The sequence below is a fragment of the Serpens gallinarum genome (assembly GCF_014836765.1).
Taxonomy (GTDB): Bacteria; Pseudomonadota; Gammaproteobacteria; order Pseudomonadales; family Pseudomonadaceae; genus Serpens; species Serpens gallinarum.
The window spans coordinates 1-22,811 of sequence record NZ_JACSQG010000011.1; the positions used below are offsets into that span (position 1 = coordinate 1).

The following is a 22,811-nucleotide window of genomic DNA, read 5'->3' on the forward strand; positions in this document are numbered from 1 at the left end:
GCCGCAGCCGGGGCGGGGGGGGCGGGGGCCTCGGCTTTCGGAGCCTCGGCCGCCGCTTCCGCAGGCTTGGCTTCTACGGCCGGGGCGACGTTTTCGTCACCCTCGACGTCCAATTCCAACAGCTCGTCGCCTTCTTTCAGGCGGTCGCCGAGCTTGACCTTCAGGCTCTTGACCACCCCGGCCTTGGGCGCCGGGATTTCCATGCTGGCCTTGTCGGACTCCAGGGTCAGCAGGCTCTGTTCGGCCTCGATGCGATCGCCAACCTTGACGAACAGTTCGATGACTTCGCCTTCGCCGCTGCCAATGTCAGGGACACGAATCAATTCGCTCATTTCTTCGCTCCTCAGCAATCCAGCGGGTTGGGCTTGTTGGTGTCGATACCAAAGCGGGCAATCGCCTCGGCAACCACAGTGCGCTCAATGTCGCCGCGGTCGGCCAGAGCCTCCAGTGCGCTCAGTACAACCCACTTGCGGTCCACTTCGAAGAAGTCGCGCAGTTTCTGGTGCGTATCGCTGCGGCCGTAACCGTCGGTGCCGAGCACCTTGTATTCCTTGACCGGGACCCACTGGCGGATCTGGTCGGCGAACAGCTTCATGTAGTCGGTCGAAGCGATCACCGGACCCTGGCGACCGGACAGGCACTGTTCGACATAGCTCTGCTGCGGCTTCTGTTCCGGATGCAGGCGGTTGTGGCGTTCCACGGCCAGGGCTTCGCGGCGCAGTTCGTTGAAGCTGGTGACGCTCCACACATCGGCGCCGATGTTGTAGTCCGCACGCAGAATCTTCGCCGCCTCGCGCACTTCACGCAGGATGGTGCCGCAACCGAGCAGTTGCACGTGATGTGCGGCTTCCTTCTTGTCTTCCTCGAGCAGGTACATGCCCTTGATGATGCCGTCTTCCACGCCCTCAGGCATGGCCGGCTGCTGGTAGGCCTCGTTCATCACCGTCAGGTAATAGAAGATGTTTTCCTGCTCCTCGGTCATCCGGCGAATGCCTTCGCGGATGATCACGGCCAGCTCATAGCCATAGGTCGGGTCATAGCTGCGGCAGTTGGGAATGGTCGAGGCGAGGATATGGCTGTGGCCGTCCTGGTGCTGCAGACCTTCGCCGTTAAGCGTCGTGCGCCCGGCGGTGCCGCCGATCAGGAAGCCGCGCGCCTGGCTGTCGCCGGCCGCCCAGGCCAGGTCGCCGATGCGCTGGAAGCCGAACATCGAGTAGAAGATGTAGAACGGCAGCATCGGCTGGTTGTGGTTGCTGTAGGCGGTGGCGGCGGCGATCCAGCTGGACATCGCGCCGGCTTCGTTGATGCCTTCCTCGAGGATCTGGCCCTTCTTGTCCTCGCGGTAGAACATCACCTGGTCTTTATCCACCGGCTGATACAGCTGGCCGACCGAGGAGTAGATGCCGAGCTGGCGGAACATGCCTTCCATGCCGAAGGTGCGCGCCTCGTCAGGCACGATGGGCACGATGCGGCTACCCAGGTCCTTGTCCTTGACCAACTGGGCCAGTACGCGGACGAAGGCCATGGTGGTAGAGATTTCGCGGTCGCCTGAGCCGTCGAGGATGGCCTTGAGGGTCTCCAGGGGCGGAGTCGGAATGCTGATGCTCTTGGCGCGGCGCTGCGGTACAAAACCGCCGAGCTTTTCGCGGCTCTTGAGCAGGTATTTCATTTCCGGACTGTCGGGCTCCGGCTTGTAGAACGGCAGGTTTTCCAGTTGATCGTCCGGGATCGGCACGCCGAAACGGTCGCGGAAGGATTTCAGGCTCTCGACGTCAATCTTCTTCACGTTGTGGGCGATGTTCTGTGCCTCGCCCGAGCCGGTGCCGTAGCCCTTGATGGTCTTGGCCAGGATGACCGTCGGCTGGCCGGTATGGTTGACCGCCGCGTGGTAGGCCGCATACACCTTGAACGGGTCGTGGCCGCCACGGTTGAGCTTCCACACCTCTTCGTCGGAGAGGTCGCTGACCATGTCCAGCAGCTCTGGACGCGCACCGAAGAAGTGCTCGCGCACGAAGGCGCCGTTGTTGGCCTTGTAGTTCTGGTAGTCGCCGTCGACCACTTCTTCCATGCGCTGCTGCAGCAGGCCGTCGGTGTCCTTGGCAAACAGCGGGTCCCACAGGCGGCCCCAGATCACCTTGATGACGTTCCATTCAGCGCCACGGAAGTTGCCTTCCAGTTCCTGGATGATCTTGCCGTTGCCGCGCACCGGGCCGTCCAGGCGCTGCAGGTTGCAGTTGATCACGAAGATCAGGTTGTCGAGCTTCTCACGGCCGGCCAGGGAAATGGCGCCGAGGGATTCCGGCTCGTCGGTCTCGCCGTCGCCCAGGAAGCACCAGACCTTCTGCTTGCCGGCGGGAATGAAACCACGGCTCTCCAGGTACTTCATGAAACGTGCCTGGTAGATTGCCTGGATCGGGCCCAGACCCATGGACACGGTGGGGAACTGCCAGAAGTCCGGCATCAGCCACGGGTGCGGGTAAGAGGACAGACCTTTGCCGTCGACTTCCTGGCGGAAGTTGTTCAGTTGGTCTTCCGTGATGCGCCCTTCGAGGAAGGCGCGGGCGTACACGCCCGGGGAGGCGTGGCCTTGGAAATAGACCAGGTCACCGCCGTGTTCTTCGGTCGGGGCCTGGAAGAAGTAGTTGAAGCCGATGTCATACAGGGTCGCGCTGGAGGCGAAGGTAGAGATGTGTCCGCCCAGGCTGGAGTCCTGCTTGTTGGCGCGCGCGACCATGGCCAGTGCGTTCCAGCGCACGATCGAGCGTACGCGGCGTTCCATGAACAGGTCGCCGGGCATGCGAGCTTCGTGGGTGACCGGAATGGTGTTGCGGTAGGGTGTGGTAATCGCGTAGGGCAGCTGGGTGCCGGTGCGCGAGGCCAGTTCACCCATGCGGGTCATGAGGTATTTCGCACGCTCCTCGCCTTCACGGTCGAGGACGGATTCCAAGGCATCCAGCCATTCCTGGGTTTCGATGGGGTCGAGGTCTTGCATGGCTTGCTCCAGGGCAATAAGGCGTACCCGTGATAGGCCCGCCTCGCGGTGACTCTGACGCCTTTGTGGGGCGGCAGTCTCTTATTCATTGTGTAGACCGAGCGATCAGCTCGGTTTTGTAGTTTTACTACATATCGACGCAAGAATCACCTGTCTCGATACATACGAAAGTAGGTAAAACTACAAAAACGTCTCGTCGCGATCCCTGCAGGCCCATGTTCAGATGGGCAAGAATAGACCACGGACCGGTCCCAATACCGGGCCGAGACATTGCACAGCGGCCGGAGCACGCAGCCGACCTCCTTGAACACCGGCCGGGGCGAACTCATTAGATGAACGCAGGGCGACATTTTTTAAGAGGAAGGATTGACTAAGCCCCCATTTGCGCTATCTGCTGGCGGTATTGCCCGCGTTCATGCCAAGGAATCCACCATGAGTCTGCCCTCTCTCGTTGCCATCCCCGTTGCGCTTGAGCCTCTGGCTGAGCGAGGGCGGGCGGCGTTGCTCGCCAAGGCTGAAGAGCTGGGGCAGGGAACCGAGGGATGGCCGGCGGAGCGTTGGCAGGCCTTTGCCCGTGCCTGTGTGGCCAGTGATTTTGTCGCCGAGCAGGCATCGCGTGACGCGGCAGGTTTTCTCGCCCTGGCTGAATCAGGCGAATTGGAGCGCACCTTGCGCCCCGGCGAGATGCGCACTCAGTTGCAGGCATGGCTGGCTGATTGCACTCAGGAAGAGGAACTGTCCCGTACGCTGCGCCGCTTTCGCAATCGCCAGCAGCTGCGCATCATCTGGCGCGACGTCAACCGGCTGGCCGATCTGGCTGAAACCTGCCGCGACCTGTCCGACCTGGCCGATGCCTGCATCGATCTGGCCTACCAGTGGCTGTACCCGCGTCACTGCGAACAGTTCGGAACGCCCACCGGCCGGCGCAGTGGCGCGTCGCAGCAGATGATCATCCTGGGAATGGGCAAGCTGGGCGCCCATGAACTCAATCTGTCCTCGGACATCGACCTGATTTTCGGCTTCCCCGAAGCGGGCGAGACCGAGGGCGCCCGGCGCTCGCTGGATAACCAGGAGTTCTTCACCCGCCTGGGCCAGAAGCTGATCAAGGCACTGGATGCCATCACCGTGGACGGTTTCGTGTTCCGCACCGACATGCGCCTGCGACCCTACGGTTCCAGCGGCGGCCTGGTGCTCAGCTTTGCCGCGCTGGAGCAGTACTACCAGGACCAGGGCCGCGATTGGGAGCGCTATGCGATGATCAAGGCGCGGGTGGTCGGCGGTGATCGGCGCGAAGGGGCTCGGCTGCTGAAAATCCTCCAGCCGTTTGTCTATCGCCGCTACCTGGATTTCTCGGCGATCGAGGCGCTGCGCACCATGAAGCAGCTGATCCAGCAGGAGGTGCGCCGCAAGGGCATGGCCGAGAACATCAAGTTAGGCGCTGGCGGTATCCGCGAAGTGGAGTTCATTGCGCAAGCCTTCCAGCTGATTCACGGTGGCCGTGACCTGAGTCTGCAACTGCGCCCGTTGCTCAAGGTGTTAGCCATCCTTGAAGGCCAGGGTTACCTGCCGGCGCCAGTGGTGGCCGAGCTGCGCGACGGCTATCGCTTCCTGCGCTACACCGAGCATGCCTTGCAGGCCATCGCCGACCGGCAGACGCAGATGTTGCCGGACGACCCGCGCGAGCAGGCACGGGTGGCCTTCATCATGGGTTTCGACAACTGGACGGCCTTCCTCGAGCGACTGCAGCACTGGCGCGAGCGTATCGACTGGCATTTTCATCAGGTGATCGCCGATCCGGATGGCGAAGACGAAGACGAGGTGGTGGGCGGCGAGTGGCAGCCGCTGTGGCTGGGCACCCTGGAGGAGGACATGGCGGTGCGGCAACTGGCCGAGGCCGGCTTCCAAGCGCCGGACGTGGCCCTGCGCCGCCTGCAGGATCTGCGCAATGGCAATCAGGTGCGCAGCATGCAGCGCCTGGGTCGCGAACGGCTGGATGCCTTTATGCCGCGCCTGTTGGCGCAGACAGTCGAGCACGACGAGATGGACCAGGTGCTGGAGCGGGTCATGCCACTGGTGGCCGCGGTCGCCCGGCGTTCTGCGTACCTGGTGCTACTCACCGAAAACCCCGGCGCCCTGACCCGGCTGTTGCAGCTGTGCTCAGCCAGCCCGCTGATCGCTGAGCAGATCGCTCGCTACCCGCTGCTGCTCGATGAGCTGCTCAACGAAGGGCGGTTGTACAGCCCGCCCCAGGCTCCGGAGCTGGCCGCCGAATTGCGTGAGCGGCTGACGCGGATTCCCGAGGACGACCTTGAGCAGCAGATGGAAGCGCTACGTCATTTCAAGTTAGCCCACAGTCTGCGGGTGGCTGCTTCGGAGTTTGCCGGCACCTTGCCGCTGATGAAGGTCAGCGATTACCTGACCTGGCTGGCCGAGGCGATCCTCGATCAGGTGCTAGCGCTGGCCTGGCGGGACACCGTGGCACGGCACGGCACGCCCAAGCGCATTGACGGCAGCGACTGCGATCCGGATTTCGTCATTGTTGGTTATGGCAAGGTCGGTGGCATCGAGCTGGGGCATGGCTCGGACCTGGATCTCGTGTTCATCCATGACGGTGACCCGCAAGCCGATACGGATGGGCCCAAGCCCTTGGATGGCACCTCGTTCTTTACCCGGCTGGGGCAGCGCATCATTCATCTGCTGACCACCCACACCACCTCTGGCCAGCTCTATGAGGTGGACATGCGCTTGCGCCCGTCCGGCGCCTCGGGGCTGCTGGTCAGCTCGCTCAGCGCCTTTGCCCGTTACCAGGAAAACGAAGCCTGGACGTGGGAGCACCAGGCGCTGATTCGCGCCCGGGTGCTGGTGGGCAGCCCGCGAGTGGCTGAAGGATTTGAAGCGGTGCGCGCGCGGGTGCTGGGCCAGGCGCGCGTCCTGGAAACCTTGCGCGATGAGGTGAGTGAGATGCGCGCCAAGATGCGCGGCAACCTGGGCACCCACGCCACTCAGGCCGGACTGGGCGAGAATGCCTTCGATGCCACGCAGCCGTTCGACTTGAAGCAGGATGCCGGTGGTATCGTCGATATCGAATTTATGGTGCAATACGCGGCCCTGGCGTGGTCGCACCATTACCCGCAGCTGATTCGCTACACCGACAATATGCGCATTCTGGACGGCCTGAGCGCAGCCGACCTGCTGCCAGCGGCCGACGTCCAGCTCTTGCAGGAGGCTTACAAGGCTTACCGCGCTGCGACGCACCGGCTGGCCCTGCAGAAACAGCCCGGTAAAGTCCCGGGCGATCAGTTCGCCGAATTGCGTCGCGAGGTTCGGCGCATCTGGCTGGAGTTGGGGTTGGCGTAGCGGGCTGCCGCCCGGATCAATGAATAACCTTGAGGAGTGACAACGATGTCGATGGCTGATCGTGATGGCGTGATCTGGTATGACGGCGAGTTGGTCGAATGGCGCAACGCGACCACCCATGTGCTGACCCACAGCCTGCACTACGGCATGGGCGTGTTCGAAGGCGTGCGCGCCTACAAGACTCCGCAAGGCACGGCGATCTTCCGCCTGCAGGCACACACCGACCGCCTGTTCGATTCCGCACACATCATGGGCATGAAGATCCCCTTCACCAAGGATCAGGTCAACGAAGCCACCTTCGCCGCTGTGCGTGAAAACAAGCTGGACAGCGCCTACATCCGTCCGCTGGCGTTCTACGGCTCCGAAGGCATGGGCATCCGCGCCGACAACCTCAAGGTGCACCTGATCGTCGCCGCCTGGCACTGGGGCGCCTACATGGGCGAGGAAGCCCTGGCCAACGGCATCAAGATCCGCACCAGTTCCTTTACCCGTCACCATGTCAACATCACCATGACCCGCGCCAAGTCCAGTGGCTCCTACGTCAACTCGATGCTGGCTCTGCAGGAAGCGGTTTCCGCTGGCGCCGACGAAGCGCTGTTGCTGGACCCGGAGGGCTATGTGGCGGAGGGTTCGGGTGAGAACATCTTCATCGTCAAGAACGGCGTGCTCTACACCCCGGAAGTCACGGCCTGCCTGAACGGCATCACCCGCAGCACCGTGCTGACCCTGGCCCGTGAGCAGGGTATCGAAATCGTCGAGAAGCGCATCACCCGCGACGAGGTGTACATCGCCGACGAGGCCTTCTTCACCGGTACCGCCGCTGAAGTGACCCCGATCCGCGAAGTGGACGGCCGGCAGATCGGTCTTGGTCGCCGTGGTCCGGTTACCGAAAAGCTGCAAAAGGCCTATTTCGACCTGGTCACCGGCCAGACCGACGCCCACGCCGAATGGCGGACTCTGGTCAAATAGTAGCAAGCGTCACGCTGCAAGCGACAAGCAGTCATTCATTGCTTTTCGGCTTGCAGCGTGACGCTTGCGGCTTGAAGCTGCTCTTATGAATATTCTGATCATCGGACCCAGTTGGGTCGGCGACATGGTAATGGCGCAAACGCTGTTCACCTGTCTCAAACAGCGCCATCCCGAGTGCAGCATCGACGTGCTGGCGCCCGAATGGAGCCGACCGATTCTCGAACGCATGCCTGAAGTGCGTCGCGCCCTGAGCTTTCCGCTCGGCCACGGCGTGCTGGACCTGGCCACGCGCCGTACCATCGGCCGTAGCCTCAAAGGCCAGTACGATCAGGCGATCCTGCTGCCCAATTCGCTGAAATCGGCCCTGGTGCCGTTTTTCGCCGGCATTCCCGTGCGCACCGGCTGGAAGGGCGAGATGCGCTATGGCTTGCTCAACGACATCCGCACGTTGGACAAACAGCGCTACCCGCTGATGATCGAGCGCTTTATGGCCCTAGCCTTCGAGCCGGGTGCCGAGATTCCCCAGCCGTATCCGCGCCCCAGCCTGCAAATCGACGAAAGCAGCCGTGCCGCAGCGCTGAAAAAGTTCGACTTGAGCCTGGACCGTCCGGTGTTGGCGCTGTGTCCCGGCGCCGAGTTCGGTGAAGCCAAGCGCTGGCCGGCCGAGCATTACGCCCAAGTGGCTGAAGCGAAGATTCGCGAGGGCTGGCAAGTCTGGTTGTTCGGCTCGAAAAGTGACCATCCGGGTGGCGAGGAGATTCGCAACCGGCTGATTCCGGGCCTGCGCGAAGAAGTCAGCAACCTGGCCGGCGAAACCAGCCTGGCCGAGGCCATCGACCTGCTGTCAGCCGCTTCGGCTGTCGTCTCCAACGATTCCGGGCTAATGCACGTGGCCGCCGCGTTGAGCCGCCCGTTGGTGGCGGTGTATGGTTCGACTTCTCCGCAATTCACCCCGCCGTTGGCTGAACAGGTGGAAATTGTCCGTCTTGGTCTGGACTGCAGCCCGTGCTTTGAACGCACCTGCCGCTTCGGCCATTACAACTGCCTGCGTGACCTCAAACCGCGTGCGGTGATCGAGGCGCTGGAGCGTCTGCTGCCCCAGCCGATTGAGGTGCAGTGAGTGCGGGTTCTGCTGATCAAGACCTCCTCGCTGGGCGACGTCATCCACACCCTGCCGGCACTCACCGACGCTGCTAAGGCGATTCCCGGCATTCGCTTCGACTGGGTGGTGGAGGAGGGCTTTGCCGAAATCCCCGCCTGGCATCCGGCCGTGGACCGGGTGATTCCGGTGGCGATTCGCCGCTGGCGCAAGAACCTGTGGCGCACTTACAAGAGTGGCGAGTGGCGGCAGTTCCAGCAATGCCTGCGCGAAGGTAACTACGATCTGGTGATCGATGCCCAAGGGTTGCTGAAAAGCGCCTGGCTGACCCGTTACTGCAACGCACCGATAGCCGGGCTGGATCGGCACTCAGCTCGCGAGCCCTTGGCCAGTCGTTTTTATGACCGTACCTATCAGGTGCCCCGCGAGCAACACGCGTTGGAGCGCACCCGCCAGCTGTTCGCCCAAGCGCTGGGCTACCGGCTGCCAGTCAGCACCGGTGATTACGGCCTGGATCGCGTTGCGCTGGCTGGGCCGGTCGATGAGCCTTATCTGGTGTTCCTGCACGGCACTACCTGGGCCAGCAAGCACTGGCCGGAAGCCGACTGGCGCGCCCTGGCCGAACGTCTGAATGCCGAGGGCTGGGCGATCCGCCTGCCGTGGGGCAGTGCGCAGGAAAAAGCCCGTGCCGAGCGCATCGCCGCCGGTTTGGATAAAGCCCAGGTGCTGCCCAAGCTGAACCTTGTCGGGGTGGCCCGGGTCATTGCTGGTGCCCGCGCCTGTGTGGCGGTGGACACCGGTCTCGGTCACCTGGCTGCCGCGCTGGATGTGCCCAGCATTTCTCTTTATGGTCCCACCCGTCCCGGCCGCGTTGGTGCCTATGGTCAGGGCCAGGTACACCTGTGCGCCACCGGCCCCAACGCCGGCAGTGGCGATCGGGAAAAGTCCTGCTTTGACGGCCTGAATGCCGCCGGTGTGTATCCCGAACTGCAACGGCTGCTGGAAGAGCACTCCTGATGCAACTGGCTTTTCTGCTTTACAAGTACTTCCCGTTCGGTGGCTTGCAGCGCGATTTTTTGCGCATCGCCCTGGAATGCCAGCAGCGCGGCCACGCCATCCGCGTGTACTGCCTGTCCTGGGAAGGTGATATTCCGCCGGGCTTTGACGTTCGCTACGTTCCGGTCAAGGCGGTTTCCAACCATCGGCGCAACGAGAAATACACCGAGTGGGTGCATGCTGACCTGGCTCGCCATCCGGTGGATCGCGTGGTGGGGTTCAACAAGATGCCTGGGCTTGACGTCTACTACGCAGCGGATGGCTGCTACGAGGCCAAAGCCCAGGGCCGTAGCTGGCTGTATCGCCAAGGTGGGCGCTACCGGCATTTTTCTGCGACCGAACGCGCTGTGTTCGAGCCTGCGTCCAGCACCCAGGTCCTGATGATTTCCGAAGTACAGCAACCGCTGTTCATCCAGCATTACGGCACCCAGCCCGAGCGTTTCCACCTACTGCCGCCGGGCATCGCTCAAGACCGCCGCGCCCCCGCCAATGCCACCGAGATTCGCACCGCCTTCCGCAAGGAGTTCGGGCTGGCAGACGATGAGTTGCTGGTCGTGCAGATTGGTTCGGGCTTCAAGACCAAGGGGCTGGATCGCACCTTGATTGCGCTGGCCGCGCTGCCCGCAGAGCTGCGTCAGCGTACTCGGCTGATGGTGATCGGCCAGGACAATCCCAAGTCATTTCAAGCGCAGGCCGAGACGCTGGGCATCGGCGAGCGGGTACAGTTTCTCAGTGGTCGCAGCGACGTACCGCGCTTCCTGCTTGGCGCCGACCTGCTGATTCACCCGGCCTACAACGAAAATACCGGTACCGTACTGCTGGAAGCGCTAGTCGCCGGCCTGCCGGTGTTGACCACGGAGGTGTGCGGCTATGCCCATTACATCACCGAAGCGCAGGCAGGGCGGGTGCTGCCCAGCCCGTTCCGGCAAGAACAGCTTGATCAGTGGTTGGCTGAGATGCTGGCCGATTCTACCCAGCGTGCGACCTGGTGTCGCAATGCTCTAGTCTGGGCACAAGCCGCCGATATCTATTCCATGCCGCAGCGCGCGGCAGAGATCATTCTGGCGGAGCAGCCGTGAGGGCGTGCCGCCTGCTGGAGTTTTGATGAAACTGTTTCTCAGCGAACCTTTCAAATCGCTTTGGCAGGGCAAAGATCCTTTCGCCGAAGTGGAAAAGCTGCAGGGCCAGATCTACCGCGAGCTGGAAGGTCGTCGCACCCTGCGCACTGAAGTCGAGGGGCGTGGCTATTTCGTCAAGATTCATCGTGGCATTGGCTGGAGCGAGATATTTAAGAACATCAGCACCCTGAAAGCCCCCGTGATCGGGGCTGGTCAGGAATGGACCGCCATTCAGCGGCTCACCGACGCTGGCGTACCCACCATGACGGCCGTGGCCTTCGGCGAGCGGGGCGCCAATCCTGCGACTCAGCATTCCTTCATCGTCACCGAGGAGCTGGCGCCTACGGTCAGCCTTGAAGATTTCACTGCCGATTGGTTGCAGCAAGCGCCACCGCCGCGCCTCAAGCGAGCCCTGATCCAGCGCGTCGCGGAGATGACCGGCGACATGCATCGCGCCGGGGTCAACCATCGCGACTGTTATATCTGCCACTTTCTACTGCACACCGATCATCCGGTAACGGCAAACAGCCTGCGACTGTCGCTGATTGATCTGCACCGTGCCCAGGCGCGCACGCAGGTGCCGCGGCGATGGCGCGACAAGGACCTGGCCGGGCTGTACTTCTCGGCGCTGAACATCGGCCTGAGTCGCCGCGACAAGCTGCGCTTCTTGCGCCTCTACTTCCGCCAGCCACTGCGCCAGATTCTGCGTGAAGAAGCCCGGCTGCTGGACTGGCTGGAGCGCAGGGCGGCGCGCCTGCAGGCCCGTTTTGAACGTAAATACGCGCCTGGCGCACAGGGTTGAGCGGAGACGTCCCTTGAAATTGCATGAGTTGACGCGTGCCGGCCGCACCCCGGCATTGCCGCTGTCTCTGGAACTGGCCGACGGCGCCGGCCCGGAAACCTTGCAGGTGCACCGCCTGCTGCGGGTGATTCCCGGGCAACGCTATGTCGGTCTCGGCGAATGGCGCGACCGGCCGGTATTGGCCAAATTACTGGTGGGCGGCAAGGCAACGCGGCATTTTCAGCGCGAGCTGACCGGTGCGCGGCTACTGGCCGAACAGCAGCAAACCACGCCACAGCTTTTAGCCAGCGGCCTGCAGCAGGGAGAGGGTGGCTGGCTATTGTTCGAGTATCTCGACGGCTCGCAAAGCCTTGGCGATGCCTGGCAGGCAGTGGCCCAGGAGCCGCCTTTGTCTGACGGTCAGCAGACTGTGCTCGCCGAGGCCTTGGGCGCCATCGCCGGGCTGCATGCCAAAGGACTTTGGCAAGCCGACTTGCACCTGGACAACTTGCTACGTCATCAACGGCAACTTTTCCTGATTGATGGCGGCGCGATTCGCGCTGAAAACGCCGGTTCACCGCTGACGCGTAACAAGGTCCTGGAAAACCTTGGTCTGTTCTTCGCCCAGTTGCCGGCCAGCTTTGAGCCTTTTATCGAAGAGTTGCTGGTGCATTACGTGCTGGTCAACGGCGAACACGCGCTGCCCCTGGAGCCATTGCTCAAGGAAGTGAACACCTTGCGGCGCGGGCGATTGCGCGAGTATCTGCACAAGCTGGGGCGAGACTGCACGGAATTCAGTGTGCAGCGCGGTGCTATGGGCCTGCAGGTGGTGCGTCGCCAAGAGGAAGCAGCGCTGCAGGAACTGCTAGCCGACCCTGACGCAGCCATCAACGCGGGCAAAGCACTCAAGCTGGGTGGCAGCTCCACGGTAGCGCTGGTCGAAGTGGCTGGCCGACCCCTGGTGATAAAACGCTACAACATCAAAGGTGTTGGTCATTGGCTGAAGCGCTTCTGGCGCCCGAGCCGAGCCTGGCACAGCTGGGTGGAAGGGCACCGATTGAGCTTTCTCGGCATTGCCACGCCAAAACCCTTGGCAATGCTGGAGCGTCGCTGGTGCGGACTGCGCAGCCGCAGTTATCTGGTGACCGAATTCATGGCGGGTGAGGATTTGCTGACGCGCTGGCAGCCGTATCTGGACCAGTCACCACCGGTTGCCGAGCTTCAAGCTCTCGAGCGACTAATGGGTGCTTTACGGCGTGAACGCATCAGCCATGGCGACCTCAAAGGGACCAATCTGATTTGGGACCGGAACCAGTGGGCCATGATTGACCTGGATGCGGTGCGCCAGCATTCGAGTGAGGGCAGTTTCCAGGCTGCTTTCGGCAAGGATCGGGCGCGGTTGTTGCGAAATTGGCCAGTAGAGAGCGCGCTGCATCAAATGCTTGAGTTACGAATATCAAACGTTTAAATGGCAAAGAGCCTTTGGTAGTGAATATGGCAGTAGAAAATCAGTCTGGAAACGACCTGCTGATAAGCGTTGTTATTCCTGCATATAACTATGCGGAAACTTTGCCGCGGGCAATTGAGTCGGTCATGGCGCAGCTGCACGAGATTCCGGTCGAATTGATTGTGATTGACGATGGCTCGAAAGACAGCACACCGGAGGTTATAGAAAAACTACTGGCTGTGCATCGGGGGCGTTTTCGAGCGATTCATAAGGAAAATGGCGGCGCAGCGTCTGCCCGTAATTGCGGTATAGATGAAGCTAAAGGGAAGTACCTAATTTTCCTAGATGCCGATGATGAGATGGCGCCAGGAGCTTTGTCTGCTTTAAAGCAACACCTGTTCGAAAATCCCGAAAGTCGTATGGTGATTGGTGGTCATCGTGCGGTTTTGGAAAATGGCAAAAACCGTGAGCACTTGCCCGTCGCGCTGTCATCTGACCCTCTAACGCGTTTGCGCGATTATTTATTAGATAAGCGCATTGCTTTATCGAATGGCGCTTGCGCCATGCATCGCGAAGTTTTTTCTCGCGGTAATTATCCCGAGAATTTTCGCAGTGCTGAAGATATTCCGGTCTTCAGTCAGGTACTGGCTAATTATCATTGCACGATTTTGGCAAAGCCGATGGCCATTATTAATAAACATGATGATAGCTTGCGTCATCAGTTCTCCCATGCGAAGGCTGGAGGCCTTGCGTTAGTTGAAGAGGTTTTCTCACTGCAACGGCTGGACGAGGAATTTCAAATATTGAAAAAGGAATTTACGGTGCAACGATGCCTGTCATTATTTCGTAGCGCTTATTTGGCGGGTGATGCTGGAGCTGCCAAGGAGTACTTTCGTACAGCGTTACGGAATGACTGGCGTGTATTGCTAAAATGGTCTTATACACGCAAGGCAGCCAAGCTATGGCAGTGCAGAAGTCGATGAAAGTCTTGGCCCTCAGCTCCGTCGGGCGAGAGCCCGACTTTTCTTGTGTTTACGAATACCTGGGCGAACGAGTCGATCTCGATCTGAGAATCCTCAACAAGAGCGCTCAGCGTGACCTGAGCTGCACACTCCGCGCCGTCGATCTTTCCCTTTACGATCGCATTCTTGTCGATCTCCACTTCAAGAATATCTATCGGCAGACCCGATTCCTGAGCCGGCTCGTCGGCCTCTTGATCTACGAGGAGGATGCTTGCCAGAACTATTTGGAAGCTTCCCGCTGGCGCAGTCGCTTCAGCAGCTTCTACAGGAAGTTGCCGAATGCACGTATCGTTGTGACGGGTGCCACTGTCGCGGAGCGATTGAGGGAAGAGGGCTTCAAGACTCACTTTATTCCCAAGGGCTATGACCCACAGATGATCTTTCTTGAGGAAGTGGAACGGGATATCGAGCTGGGTTTTATAGGCAGGACTGCCAGCACTGCCTATCGGAACCGGAAGCGACTTTTGGATCAGCTAGTGGCCGAAGACTCATTGCAACTGTTGCGTACCCCTCCTGGAAAACCTTATCGAGAGATGCTGAACCGCATCCGCTATTTCATTAGTGCCGATGTAGGCCTGGGCGAGTACATGGCCAAGAATTTCGAGGCAATGGCCTGCGGCTGCGTGCTCCTTGCCTGGCGCCAGGGTAGCGAGGAGGCGGCCATTGGATTGCAGGAAGGCGTCCACCTGCTGCTGTATTCCGACCTCGACGAGTTGCGCAGGCATTTTGCCGAGTTGCGCGGCGATCCGGTGCGGGCCGAAGCGATTGCCGAGCAGGGACGCCGTTTCGTCGAGGCGCATATGAGTCATGTACGGTTGGCCGAGCGTCTGCTGGAGGTACTGTTGCTACCCTGGCCGGAGGCAGGCCGGCTCTCGATTTGGCGTGCGTTGCGCGCGCGCCTCAATCCGTTCTGAGTAAAGATCTATGACGTCCACGAGTGATTCCTCGCAGCCGCTGGTCAGCGTGATCATCGCCTCATACAACCATGCACCCTATATCGAGGCCAGCATCCTCAGCGTGCTGCAGCAGAACTACCCGAATATCGAGCTGCTGGTGGTGGACGATGGCTCTCGCGACGACAGTGTGGCGCGCATCGAGGCCCTGCAAAAGATCCATGGCTTCGACTTTCGCGTGCAGGCCAACAAGGGGCTGTCTCGAACGCTGAACGAGACCATCGAGCGGGCCCGAGGCGAGCTGATCGCCCCATTTGGTTCCGACGACGTCATGCTGCCGGAGCGCATCGCGAGGCAGGTGGCCTATATGGCCGACAAGCCCGAGGTGGGCATCTGTGCGGGGGATATTCAGACCATTGATGCTGACGGCAACCCCAGCGGCGAGCCACGCGGTCTGCCGCAGCGGCGGCTGGACTTCGGGGATGTGTTCCTCGGGCGCAAGCCGGGTGCGCCGGCGCCTACGCTATTATTTCGCCGGGAGGCCCTGGAGCGGGTCGGTAGCTTCGAGCCCGAGGTGCGCCTCGAGGACCTGATGATCGAGCTGAAGATCACCCATGCAGGCTATTTCATCGATGTCCTCGGTGAAACTCTGGCGCTGTACCGGGTACACGGCAGCAATACCTACAAAAACTATCGCTTCATGGTGGATAACGTGCTGAAGACCTATGCCCGTTTCAGCGAGCATCCGGCCTACCCGGAAGTCTGTGCGCGTTTTCGCAACTCGATGCTGCTCAAGTGCGCGCGCACCGACCGTGAACTGGCCTGGGCTATGTTGCGAGAGATTCCGCCGCGTTTCTGGCGCTGGAAAACGCTGCGTGGACTGCTGAGGATGCTCCATGGTCGCGGCTGACGTGGGGCGGGGAGGGGCGCCTAAGGTTTCGGTGGTCATTCCGAGCTACAATTACGCGCGCTTTCTGGGGCTGGCGATTGCCAGTCTGCAGGCGCAATCCTGGGAGGACTGGGAAGCCATAATCGTCGACGATGGCTCGACGGACGACACGGAAAAAGTCGCGGCGGAGCTGCTGGGCAAGGATTCGAGGATCGTCTATATCCGCCAGCCGAACGGCGGCACCTCTGCGGCTAAGAATGCTGGAATTCGCCATGCCCGCGGCGAGTACGTGGTGTTCCTTGACGCCGACGACCTGCTCACGGCGAACAAGCTGGCAGCCCATATTGAGCATTTCCAGAATAACCCGTATGTCGATATTTCTTACTCGCGCTTCCGCTATTTTCAGGATGGCGATGAGAGTCGCCTCTTCACCAAGTTCGATCTCTCCTCGGGGCAGGAGTGGGCGGTGGTGATCAATGGCCGATACGATGTCGCGCTCCCGGTTTTCCTTAGGGGCAACAACATGGCTATTCACGCGGCGATGGTGCGCAAATCTATAGTCGACCGGGTCGGCGACTTCGACACCCAAATGCGTGCGCTCGAGGATTGGGATTACTGGTTGCGCTGCATCCTGCACGGCGCCCACCTGGCATTTCTGGATGCCCCGCAGGTGTTGGCGCTGACCCGGGTACACAAAGGCAGCGCTACCCATACACTGGATTTTTCGGACTACAAGCGGAGGGTCTACGAAAAGGTTCGCCAGGAGGCGCTAAGGTTGCGCGAGGAAGGCGACGAGCGCTTGCAGTTGGTGCTCGATAAAGCGCTGCAACGTCTGGTGCGGCGAGAGCGGAAGCGCTTGCTCAGGGCGCAGCGCAAGGCGCTGCATGAGCGTATCCGCTGCGCGGGGCTTCTGGATTTTCGAGCGTTGTCGCTTATCGCCGAGCAGTCTGGGCGAATGAATTTCCTCGCGGCGTATCTGCGGGTGTTGCTTAAAAATTTGTCTTTATGGCGGTGATGTTTGTTTTCGATGAGTAGAGAACGTCTGGGAAATGGGCTTTCTTGGCTGACCATCTTCGGTCTGGCTTGCTTCCTATGCGGGCCGTGGCTTTTGCCCAGCAACACTTATTACCACCGGCTGATCATCCTGTTGCTTTGGGTTCCGGCGTTCGTTCATTTTCTTGTGCTGAGAAAGCAGTACCCTCCAGTACCCAGCGCTTTCGTCTGGTTGTATCTGGCGCTGTCCGTCTGGTATTGGCTCGTCGTGGCGCTGACGCTCGAACGACAGGATGACCTTCGCGAACTCAAGCTGCCCTTCTATATAGCTTTCAGCCTGCTGGGCGTCGTGGTCTGCGCCAAGCACCTGAAGGAGCGCTTTGCCGACTTCCTGCTGCTGTGCGGCGTGCTCGGAGGGCTGGGGGCTGGCTGGTCGTGGATCGACTTCTACTGGATCGAGGGCCACCGCTATGGCGAGCGGGTGGTGTCGATGGGGCTGTGGCGGGTGGTGATTCCGGCCGCGCAAGCCTGCGGCGCGCTGGTGATTCTGACTGCAATGCTCGGTCTGATGGGCAAGCGCAAACTGTGGGAGCTGGGTGCGGTGCTGCTGGCTTTGGCCTGCTATGGCCTGTTTTTGTATTTCAACCAGAGCCGCTGGGTCTGGCTGTCACTGGCCATGGCCTTCGTTGGTGGCGGTATCATCTCGCGCCATCGCACCGTGTATGCAATGGCCTTGGCTTCCATCGTGCTGCTTGCAATCGTGTTATGGCTCAAGCCCACCTTCCTGTTGAACCGAGGATTGTCATACCGGCCCGAACTTTGGCGGGAGGGTTTCAACCTGCTGCTCTCGAACTGGGAGCATGGTTTGGGTTTAAATGAGTACTGGATTGAGGCCGATGTGCTGAAGTTCAGCTCCCGCCACCCACATAACATGTTCCTCGACATCGGGATCCGTTTCGGTCTGTTGGGTCTGTTGCTGTGGGCGGGGCTCTGGCTCTGGGCAGGGTGGCGAGCGTTTCGGGCGCGTCACACAGGCCTCGGCAGTACGCTTGTCACCCTATGGTTATACTCGGGGCTGGTGGTGCTGACGGAAGGTACTGCGCCGTGGGTAAAGCCTGCGCCCATCTGGTTCGTGACTTGGCTGCCAATCGCGCTGGCGCTAGCGATCGACCTGCGGGCCCGGTCGGGGAGCCGTCACGGGCAGTCTAGCGTCATCAGCGTTTGGCGCGGGGCTGCGAGCTGCTGCCCGTAGGCCTGCAGCAGGCGTGCCAAGGGAAGTCTCCGATTTTATTGCGACGCAGCAAGTCGGCTGCTCAGCGGTCGCGCTTGAAGCGTATGTCCAGGAAGTTGATCAGGCCGAAGCCGCCTTCGGGCAGTTGCAGGATGTTGCCCTGGTGTAGCGAGCGGAAGTAGATGCCGCGCCGATGCAGGCTGTGAATGACTTCGGCCAGGGCCGGCAACAGTTCGTCGAATTGTTGGCGTTGTTGGTGGTACAACTGGTCCAGCGAGCCTCCAGTGAGGGGCGAATAGAGGCAGACGCTGACGGCCTGCTCGCGGTTGACCCACAGGCATTCGCTGATCTCGGGGGGCGCGATCTGGCATTCGTTCAGGCGCTCGCCGTTGCTGGCGAAGCGCTGCCCTGCGGGACGTGGGCGGGCAATCCACAGGCGGCATGGCCGGAAGAATGCCGAAAAAAATCGATTAGAAAGAGTCCGCCAGAGTAAGCCAAAGGAGATTGCGCTGTTACGGGTGCGGGTGAATGGATCTCGAACCAGATGCGCGATTTTGCACAACTGCTTAAGTGCGTGGGTGGGGGATGCAGCCTCGCTCCAGCTGGCGGCTTCTACTCATCGAGCTCTCAGTACCACGCTTGGGCTAGCCACTGCTCCCATCGTTCGCTGTTACAATCCGCATCCGTTTTCTCTAGCCACCACCAAGGAACAAGCCATGGTCGATCCTGCCGGGCAATCCGATCTGAAGATCTACCTGCGCCTACTGCGTTACTTAAAGCCCTACATCGGCTATTTCGCGTTGAGCATCCTCGGCTACATTATCTTCGCCTCCAGCCAGCCGATGCTGGCTGGGATCCTCAAGTATTTCGTCGACGGTCTGGGTAATCCCGAGGCGGCGATGTTCCCGAACGTGGCTTTTCTACAGGACTTCAAGCTGCTGCAGATGGTGCCGCTGCTGATTGTGGCGATCGCGGCTTGGCAGGGGATCGGCTCGTTCCTTGGAAGCTATTTTCTGGCCAAGGTCTCCTTGGGGCTGGTCCACGATCTTCGTGTGGCGTTGTTCGGCAGTCTTTTGAACTTGCCCAACCGCTACTTTGACGAACACAACTCCGGGCACCTGATCTCGCGGATCACCTACAACGTGACTATGGTCACCGGGGCGGCAACCGAGGCGATTAAAATCATCATTCGCGAAGGGCTGACGGTGATTTTCCTGTTTGCCTATCTGTTATGGATGAACTGGAAGCTGACCTTGGTGATGCTGGCCATCCTGCCGGTTATCGCTTTGATCGTGGGAAGTGCTGGTAAGAAATTTCGTAAGCAGAGCAAGCGCATTCAGGTGGCCATGGGCGATGTTACTCATGTGGCCTCGGAGACTATCCAAGGCTACCGGGTAGTACGCAGCTTCGGTGGTGAGGCTTACGAAACCCAACGCTTCGTGGACGCCAGTGCCAACAACACGCAGCGTCAGTTGCGCATGACGCGCACCAATGCGATCTACACTCCGACCTTGCAGTTGGTGACATACACCGGCATGTCGGTTTTGCTGTTCCTTGTTCTGTTGTTGCGCGGCGATGCGACGGCTGGCGATCTGGTTGCCTATATCACTGCGGCCGGCCTCCTGCCCAAGCCGATTCGGCAGCTTTCGGAAGTGAGCTCGACGATTCAGAAAGGTTTGGCCGGAGCTGAAAGTATTTTCGAGCAGCTCGACGAATTGCCCGAGCCTGACTTGGGCAGCATTGAGCGTGATCGGGTGGTGGGGCAGCTTGAAGCGCGCCATCTCAATTTCCGCTATGCGGGCAGCGAAAAACCTGTGCTCAGCGATATCAATTTCATTGCCAAGCCTGGGCAGATGATTGCACTGGTGGGCCGCTCCGGCAGTGGCAAGTCGACGCTAGCCAACCTGATTCCACGCTTTTACCAGCATGAGGATGGTCAGATTCTGCTCGACGAAGTGCCGATCGAAGACTACAAGCTGTGCAACCTGCGCCGGCATATTGCTCTGGTTACCCAGCAGGTGACACTGTTCAACGGTTCGGTCGCCGAGAACATCGCCTATGGCGATCTCGCTGGAACGCCGCGTGAACAGATCGAGGCGGCGGCGGAAGCGGCTTATGCCAAGGAATTCATTGACCAGTTACCGCAGGGCTTTGACACCCAAGTGGGAGAAAACGGTGTCTTGCTCTCAGGCGGTCAGCGTCAGCGTTTGGCGATAGCCCGCGCGTTGCTGAAAAATGCTCCCGTCCTGATTCTGGACGAGGCGACCTCGGCGCTGGATACCGAATCCGAGCGCCATATCCAGGCCGCGCTGGATAAGGTCATGAGCGGACGGACCACTTTGGTGATTGCTCATCGACTGTCTACTATCGAAAAGGCCGATCTGATCCTGGTCATGGATCAGGGGAAAATCGTCGAGCGCGGCAGCCATGCCGAGCTATTGGCTCAGAACGGTTATTACGCGCGGCTGCATTCCCACCAGTTCCAAGACGAGCCGGGAGTCCAGGAGTCGTAATAGGCGTGCGCATAACGACCAAGGCTCTCTACGTGCTGTGTTAGAATTCGCGGCATTTTTCAGCGCCTTCCGGAGTTTCCATGCAGCTGTCCATGCCCCGTTTCGACCAGGCCCCCGTACTGGTGGTCGGTGATGTCATGCTCGACCGTTACTGGCATGGTGGCACCTCGCGTATTTCTCCCGAGGCGCCAGTGCCGGTGGTGAAGGTCGAGCATAGAGAAGATCGTCCCGGCGGTGCGGCCAACGTGGCACTGAACATCGCCGCCCTGGGTGCGCCCGTGCTGCTGGTTGGCGTCACTGGCGCGGATGAGGCTGCGCAAAGCCTCGGTCAGAGCCTGATAGCGGCGGGGGTCGAAACTCATTTCCAACAAATTGATACGCAGCCGACCATCGTCAAGCTGCGCGTAATGAGCCGCAGCCAGCAACTGCTGCGCATGGATTTTGAAGAGCCTTTTGCCACGGACACTGCCGCTTTGGCCGCGCAGGTCGAGCAATTGCTGGCCGGGGTCAAGGTGTTGATACTCTCGGACTACGGCAAGGGGGCGTTGCAAAACCACCAGACGCTGATCCAGGCCGCGCGCGCGCGCGGGATTCCTGTGCTGGCGGATCCCAAGGGCAAGGATTTTTCCATTTATCGCGGCGCTAGCTTGATTACCCCAAACTTTGCCGAGTTCGAGGCCATTGTCGGCCGGTGTGTCGGTGAGGCCGAGCTGGTCAGCAAGGGTGCGCAGCTGATGACTGAGTTGGATTTGGGTGCGCTGCTGGTCACCCGTGGCGAGCACGGCATGACATTGTTGCGCTCCGGGCATCCTGCTTTGCATCTTCCGGCCCGGGCACGCGAGGTGTTTGATGTTACTGGTGCGGGCGACACGGTGATCTCCACCCTGGCCGCTGCGTTGGCGGCGGGTGAAGAATTGCCTCAGGCGGTGGGGCTGGCCAATCTGGCTGCGGGGATCGTGGTCGGCAAGCTCGGTACGGCGGCGATCAGCGCGCCGGAGCTGCGCCGCGCCATTCAGCGTGAGGCGGGTTCCGAGCGCGGCGTGCTGGGGCTGGAGCAACTGCAACTGGCAATCGACGATGCTCGCGCCCAAGGCGAGAAGATCGTCTTCACCAATGGCTGCTTTGACATCCTGCATGCGGGCCACGTGACCTATCTGGAGCAGGCCCGCGCGCAAGGCGACCGCTTGATTGTCGCGGTCAACGATGATGCTTCGGTCACCCGTTTGAAAGGTCCAGGCAGACCGATCAATACGGTGGATCGGCGCATGGCGGTGCTGGCCGGTCTCGGCGCGGTGGACTGGGTGATCAGCTTCGCCGAAGACACCCCTGAACGCCTGCTTGCGGAGCTTAAGCCGGATGTATTGGTCAAGGGCGGCGACTATGGCATTGAAGGCGTAGTCGGGGCGGAAATCGTCAAGACCTACGGCGGTGAGGTGCGTGTGTTGGGGTTAGTGGCCAACAGCTCGACAACGGCGATTGTTGAGAAGATTCGCCAGAAGTGATGGAGTCGTCTTCCCGCGAAGTTGGTAACTAGCGGGGAGGCGCATAACCTTACCCGCTAAGCTGTTCCCCCATTCGCCAACCAATCCCCCCAGGCAATACGCTCCTCACGCACCAGCCAGCCTTCACGCGGGGCGAAGCTTTCCGCCAGCCATATATCTTGGGTGTCGGCCGGCTGCAGCCGGCCATGGCGCAAGGTATACAGTTCGCCCTCGGCGCGGTTCTGCTGCACCGGCATCAGGAACAGGTCGGGCTGCTCGCGGTTGAGCCGAGCCACCAAGTGACCATCTTCCAGGCATTCATCGACGTGAAGAAAGCTCGGTTTCTGGTACTCGGCCGGTAATTCCAGGCGCAAGTCGTAGACCAGTTGCAACGAAGCGGTGGGCGTATGTACGTACGCATGGGGGCGCTCGGTCAGGCGCAGAGCGCCATAGTGGATTGGGTAGGGCGCGCCGATGTTGGAGGTCAGCCGGAAATGGCTGGCTTGCCGGTAGCGTAGGGCCGCCTGGTAGGGCGTGGGCAGCCAGATATCAGCGAAGCGTCCTGCGAGCCAACCGTCGGCATGCTCAATCAGGCATTCCTCGGCCACTTCCTGAACGGCGGTGAGCAGCGGCAGGCCGAGTTCCTGAGCCGGCACGTAGCCGGAAATCAATTTGAGTACCACGTCGCCGCGATCCTGGCGCTGCTGGCGAACCAGCAGCCAGTAATCGCGCCCTTGCCACTCCAGCGTCAGGCGCACCGAAACGCCGAGATTGGCCAGTCGCACGGAAAACCGCTGTGGATCGGTGATTTCCACTGGGCGGCGGCGCGCCAGCATCTGGCTAAAGTTCAGCGGCTCGCCCAGGCTTTGGTAACTCAGCGTGTCTGGGTTGGCCTCTACATGCAGGGGCAAGGTTTTGAAGTCGCTGGGTAGCTTTTCGAGCAGTGTTTGCGGCATAGGCCTTCTCCTTC

At 60.7% G+C, this 22,811-nt stretch carries 18 protein-coding genes; 14 read left to right on the forward strand and 4 right to left on the reverse strand.

Features of this window, described 5'->3' with window-relative positions:
* On the reverse strand, positions 1–332 hold a 332-nt coding region (locus H9642_RS15675; protein ID WP_251837407.1), incomplete at its 3' end, for a biotin/lipoyl-containing protein.
* 11 nt (positions 333–343) lie between these two features.
* Positions 344–2,992 carry a pyruvate dehydrogenase (acetyl-transferring), homodimeric type gene (aceE, locus tag H9642_RS15680; protein WP_251837408.1) on the reverse strand — a complete coding sequence of 883 codons (2,649 nt, stop codon included), beginning with the start codon at positions 2,990–2,992 and terminating at the stop codon, positions 344–346.
* Between the two features lie 432 nt (positions 2,993–3,424).
* Here aceE and glnE point away from each other — a divergent pair, with 432 nt between their 5' ends.
* The 12 genes from glnE (at position 3,425) to H9642_RS15740 (ending at position 17,868) form a co-directional block, all read left to right on the forward strand.
* Positions 3,425–6,349: a bifunctional [glutamate--ammonia ligase]-adenylyl-L-tyrosine phosphorylase/[glutamate--ammonia-ligase] adenylyltransferase gene (glnE, locus tag H9642_RS15685; RefSeq protein ID WP_251837409.1), complete on the forward strand. Its 2,925-nt coding sequence runs from the start codon at positions 3,425–3,427 to the stop codon at positions 6,347–6,349.
* Between the two features lie 45 nt (positions 6,350–6,394).
* On the forward strand, positions 6,395–7,318 hold the full coding sequence (locus tag H9642_RS15690; protein WP_251837410.1) for a branched-chain amino acid transaminase: 924 nt from the start codon (positions 6,395–6,397) through the stop codon (positions 7,316–7,318).
* 85 nt (positions 7,319–7,403) lie between these two features.
* Positions 7,404–8,438, forward strand: a complete 1,035-nt coding sequence (gene waaF / locus H9642_RS15695; RefSeq protein ID WP_251837411.1) for a lipopolysaccharide heptosyltransferase II — start codon at positions 7,404–7,406, stop codon at positions 8,436–8,438.
* Positions 8,439–9,434, forward strand: coding sequence for a lipopolysaccharide heptosyltransferase I (gene waaC / locus H9642_RS15700; RefSeq protein WP_251837412.1), 996 nt, complete (start codon positions 8,439–8,441; stop codon positions 9,432–9,434).
* Complete coding sequence (locus H9642_RS15705) at positions 9,434–10,552, forward strand: glycosyltransferase family 4 protein (protein WP_251837413.1); 1,119 nt, start codon at positions 9,434–9,436, stop codon at positions 10,550–10,552. Before waaC ends, H9642_RS15705 begins: the two co-directional genes overlap by 1 nt.
* Positions 10,553–10,577: 25 nt before the next feature.
* Positions 10,578–11,393, forward strand: coding sequence for a lipopolysaccharide core heptose(I) kinase RfaP (rfaP, locus tag H9642_RS15710; protein WP_251837414.1), 816 nt, complete (start codon positions 10,578–10,580; stop codon positions 11,391–11,393).
* 13 nt (positions 11,394–11,406) lie between these two features.
* Positions 11,407–12,840, forward strand: a complete 1,434-nt coding sequence (locus H9642_RS15715; protein WP_251837415.1) for a lipopolysaccharide kinase InaA family protein — start codon at positions 11,407–11,409, stop codon at positions 12,838–12,840.
* Positions 12,841–12,866: 26 nt separating this feature from the next.
* Positions 12,867–13,802 (forward strand): glycosyltransferase family 2 protein, encoded by a 936-nt coding sequence (locus H9642_RS15720; protein WP_251837496.1) that lies wholly within the window; start codon positions 12,867–12,869, stop codon positions 13,800–13,802.
* On the forward strand, positions 13,781–14,755 hold the full coding sequence (locus H9642_RS15725; RefSeq protein WP_251837416.1) for a glycosyltransferase family protein: 975 nt from the start codon (positions 13,781–13,783) through the stop codon (positions 14,753–14,755). Before H9642_RS15720 ends, H9642_RS15725 begins: the two co-directional genes overlap by 22 nt.
* 10 nt (positions 14,756–14,765) lie before the next feature.
* Positions 14,766–15,644 (forward strand): glycosyltransferase, encoded by an 879-nt coding sequence (locus tag H9642_RS15730; RefSeq protein ID WP_251837417.1) that lies wholly within the window; start codon positions 14,766–14,768, stop codon positions 15,642–15,644.
* The gene (locus H9642_RS15735) at positions 15,631–16,638 is read left to right on the forward strand and encodes a glycosyltransferase family 2 protein (protein WP_251837418.1); all 1,008 of its coding nucleotides are present in this window, start codon (positions 15,631–15,633) and stop codon (positions 16,636–16,638) included. The genes H9642_RS15730 and H9642_RS15735 overlap by 14 nt, the downstream gene beginning before the upstream one ends.
* A gap of 12 nt (positions 16,639–16,650) precedes the next feature.
* On the forward strand, positions 16,651–17,868 hold the full coding sequence (locus H9642_RS15740; RefSeq protein WP_251837419.1) for an O-antigen ligase family protein: 1,218 nt from the start codon (positions 16,651–16,653) through the stop codon (positions 17,866–17,868).
* 61 nt (positions 17,869–17,929) lie between these two features.
* Here H9642_RS15740 and H9642_RS15745 read toward each other — a convergent pair whose 3' ends face one another.
* Positions 17,930–18,112: a hypothetical protein gene (locus H9642_RS15745; RefSeq protein ID WP_251837420.1), complete on the reverse strand. Its 183-nt coding sequence runs from the start codon at positions 18,110–18,112 to the stop codon at positions 17,930–17,932.
* A gap of 451 nt (positions 18,113–18,563) precedes the next feature.
* Between H9642_RS15745 and msbA the strand changes: the two genes are divergently transcribed.
* Both msbA and hldE read left to right on the forward strand, forming a co-directional pair.
* Complete coding sequence (gene msbA / locus H9642_RS15750; RefSeq protein ID WP_251837497.1) at positions 18,564–20,360, forward strand: lipid A export permease/ATP-binding protein MsbA; 1,797 nt, start codon at positions 18,564–18,566, stop codon at positions 20,358–20,360.
* A gap of 80 nt (positions 20,361–20,440) precedes the next feature.
* A complete protein-coding gene (hldE, locus tag H9642_RS15755; protein WP_251837421.1) occupies positions 20,441–21,862 on the forward strand; it encodes a bifunctional D-glycero-beta-D-manno-heptose-7-phosphate kinase/D-glycero-beta-D-manno-heptose 1-phosphate adenylyltransferase HldE in 1,422 nt (473 codons plus the stop codon).
* 56 nt (positions 21,863–21,918) lie between these two features.
* Here hldE and H9642_RS15760 read toward each other — a convergent pair whose 3' ends face one another.
* Positions 21,919–22,797, reverse strand: coding sequence for a metal ABC transporter ATPase (locus H9642_RS15760; RefSeq protein ID WP_251837422.1), 879 nt, complete (start codon positions 22,795–22,797; stop codon positions 21,919–21,921).
* Positions 22,798–22,811: the final 14 nt, after the last annotated feature.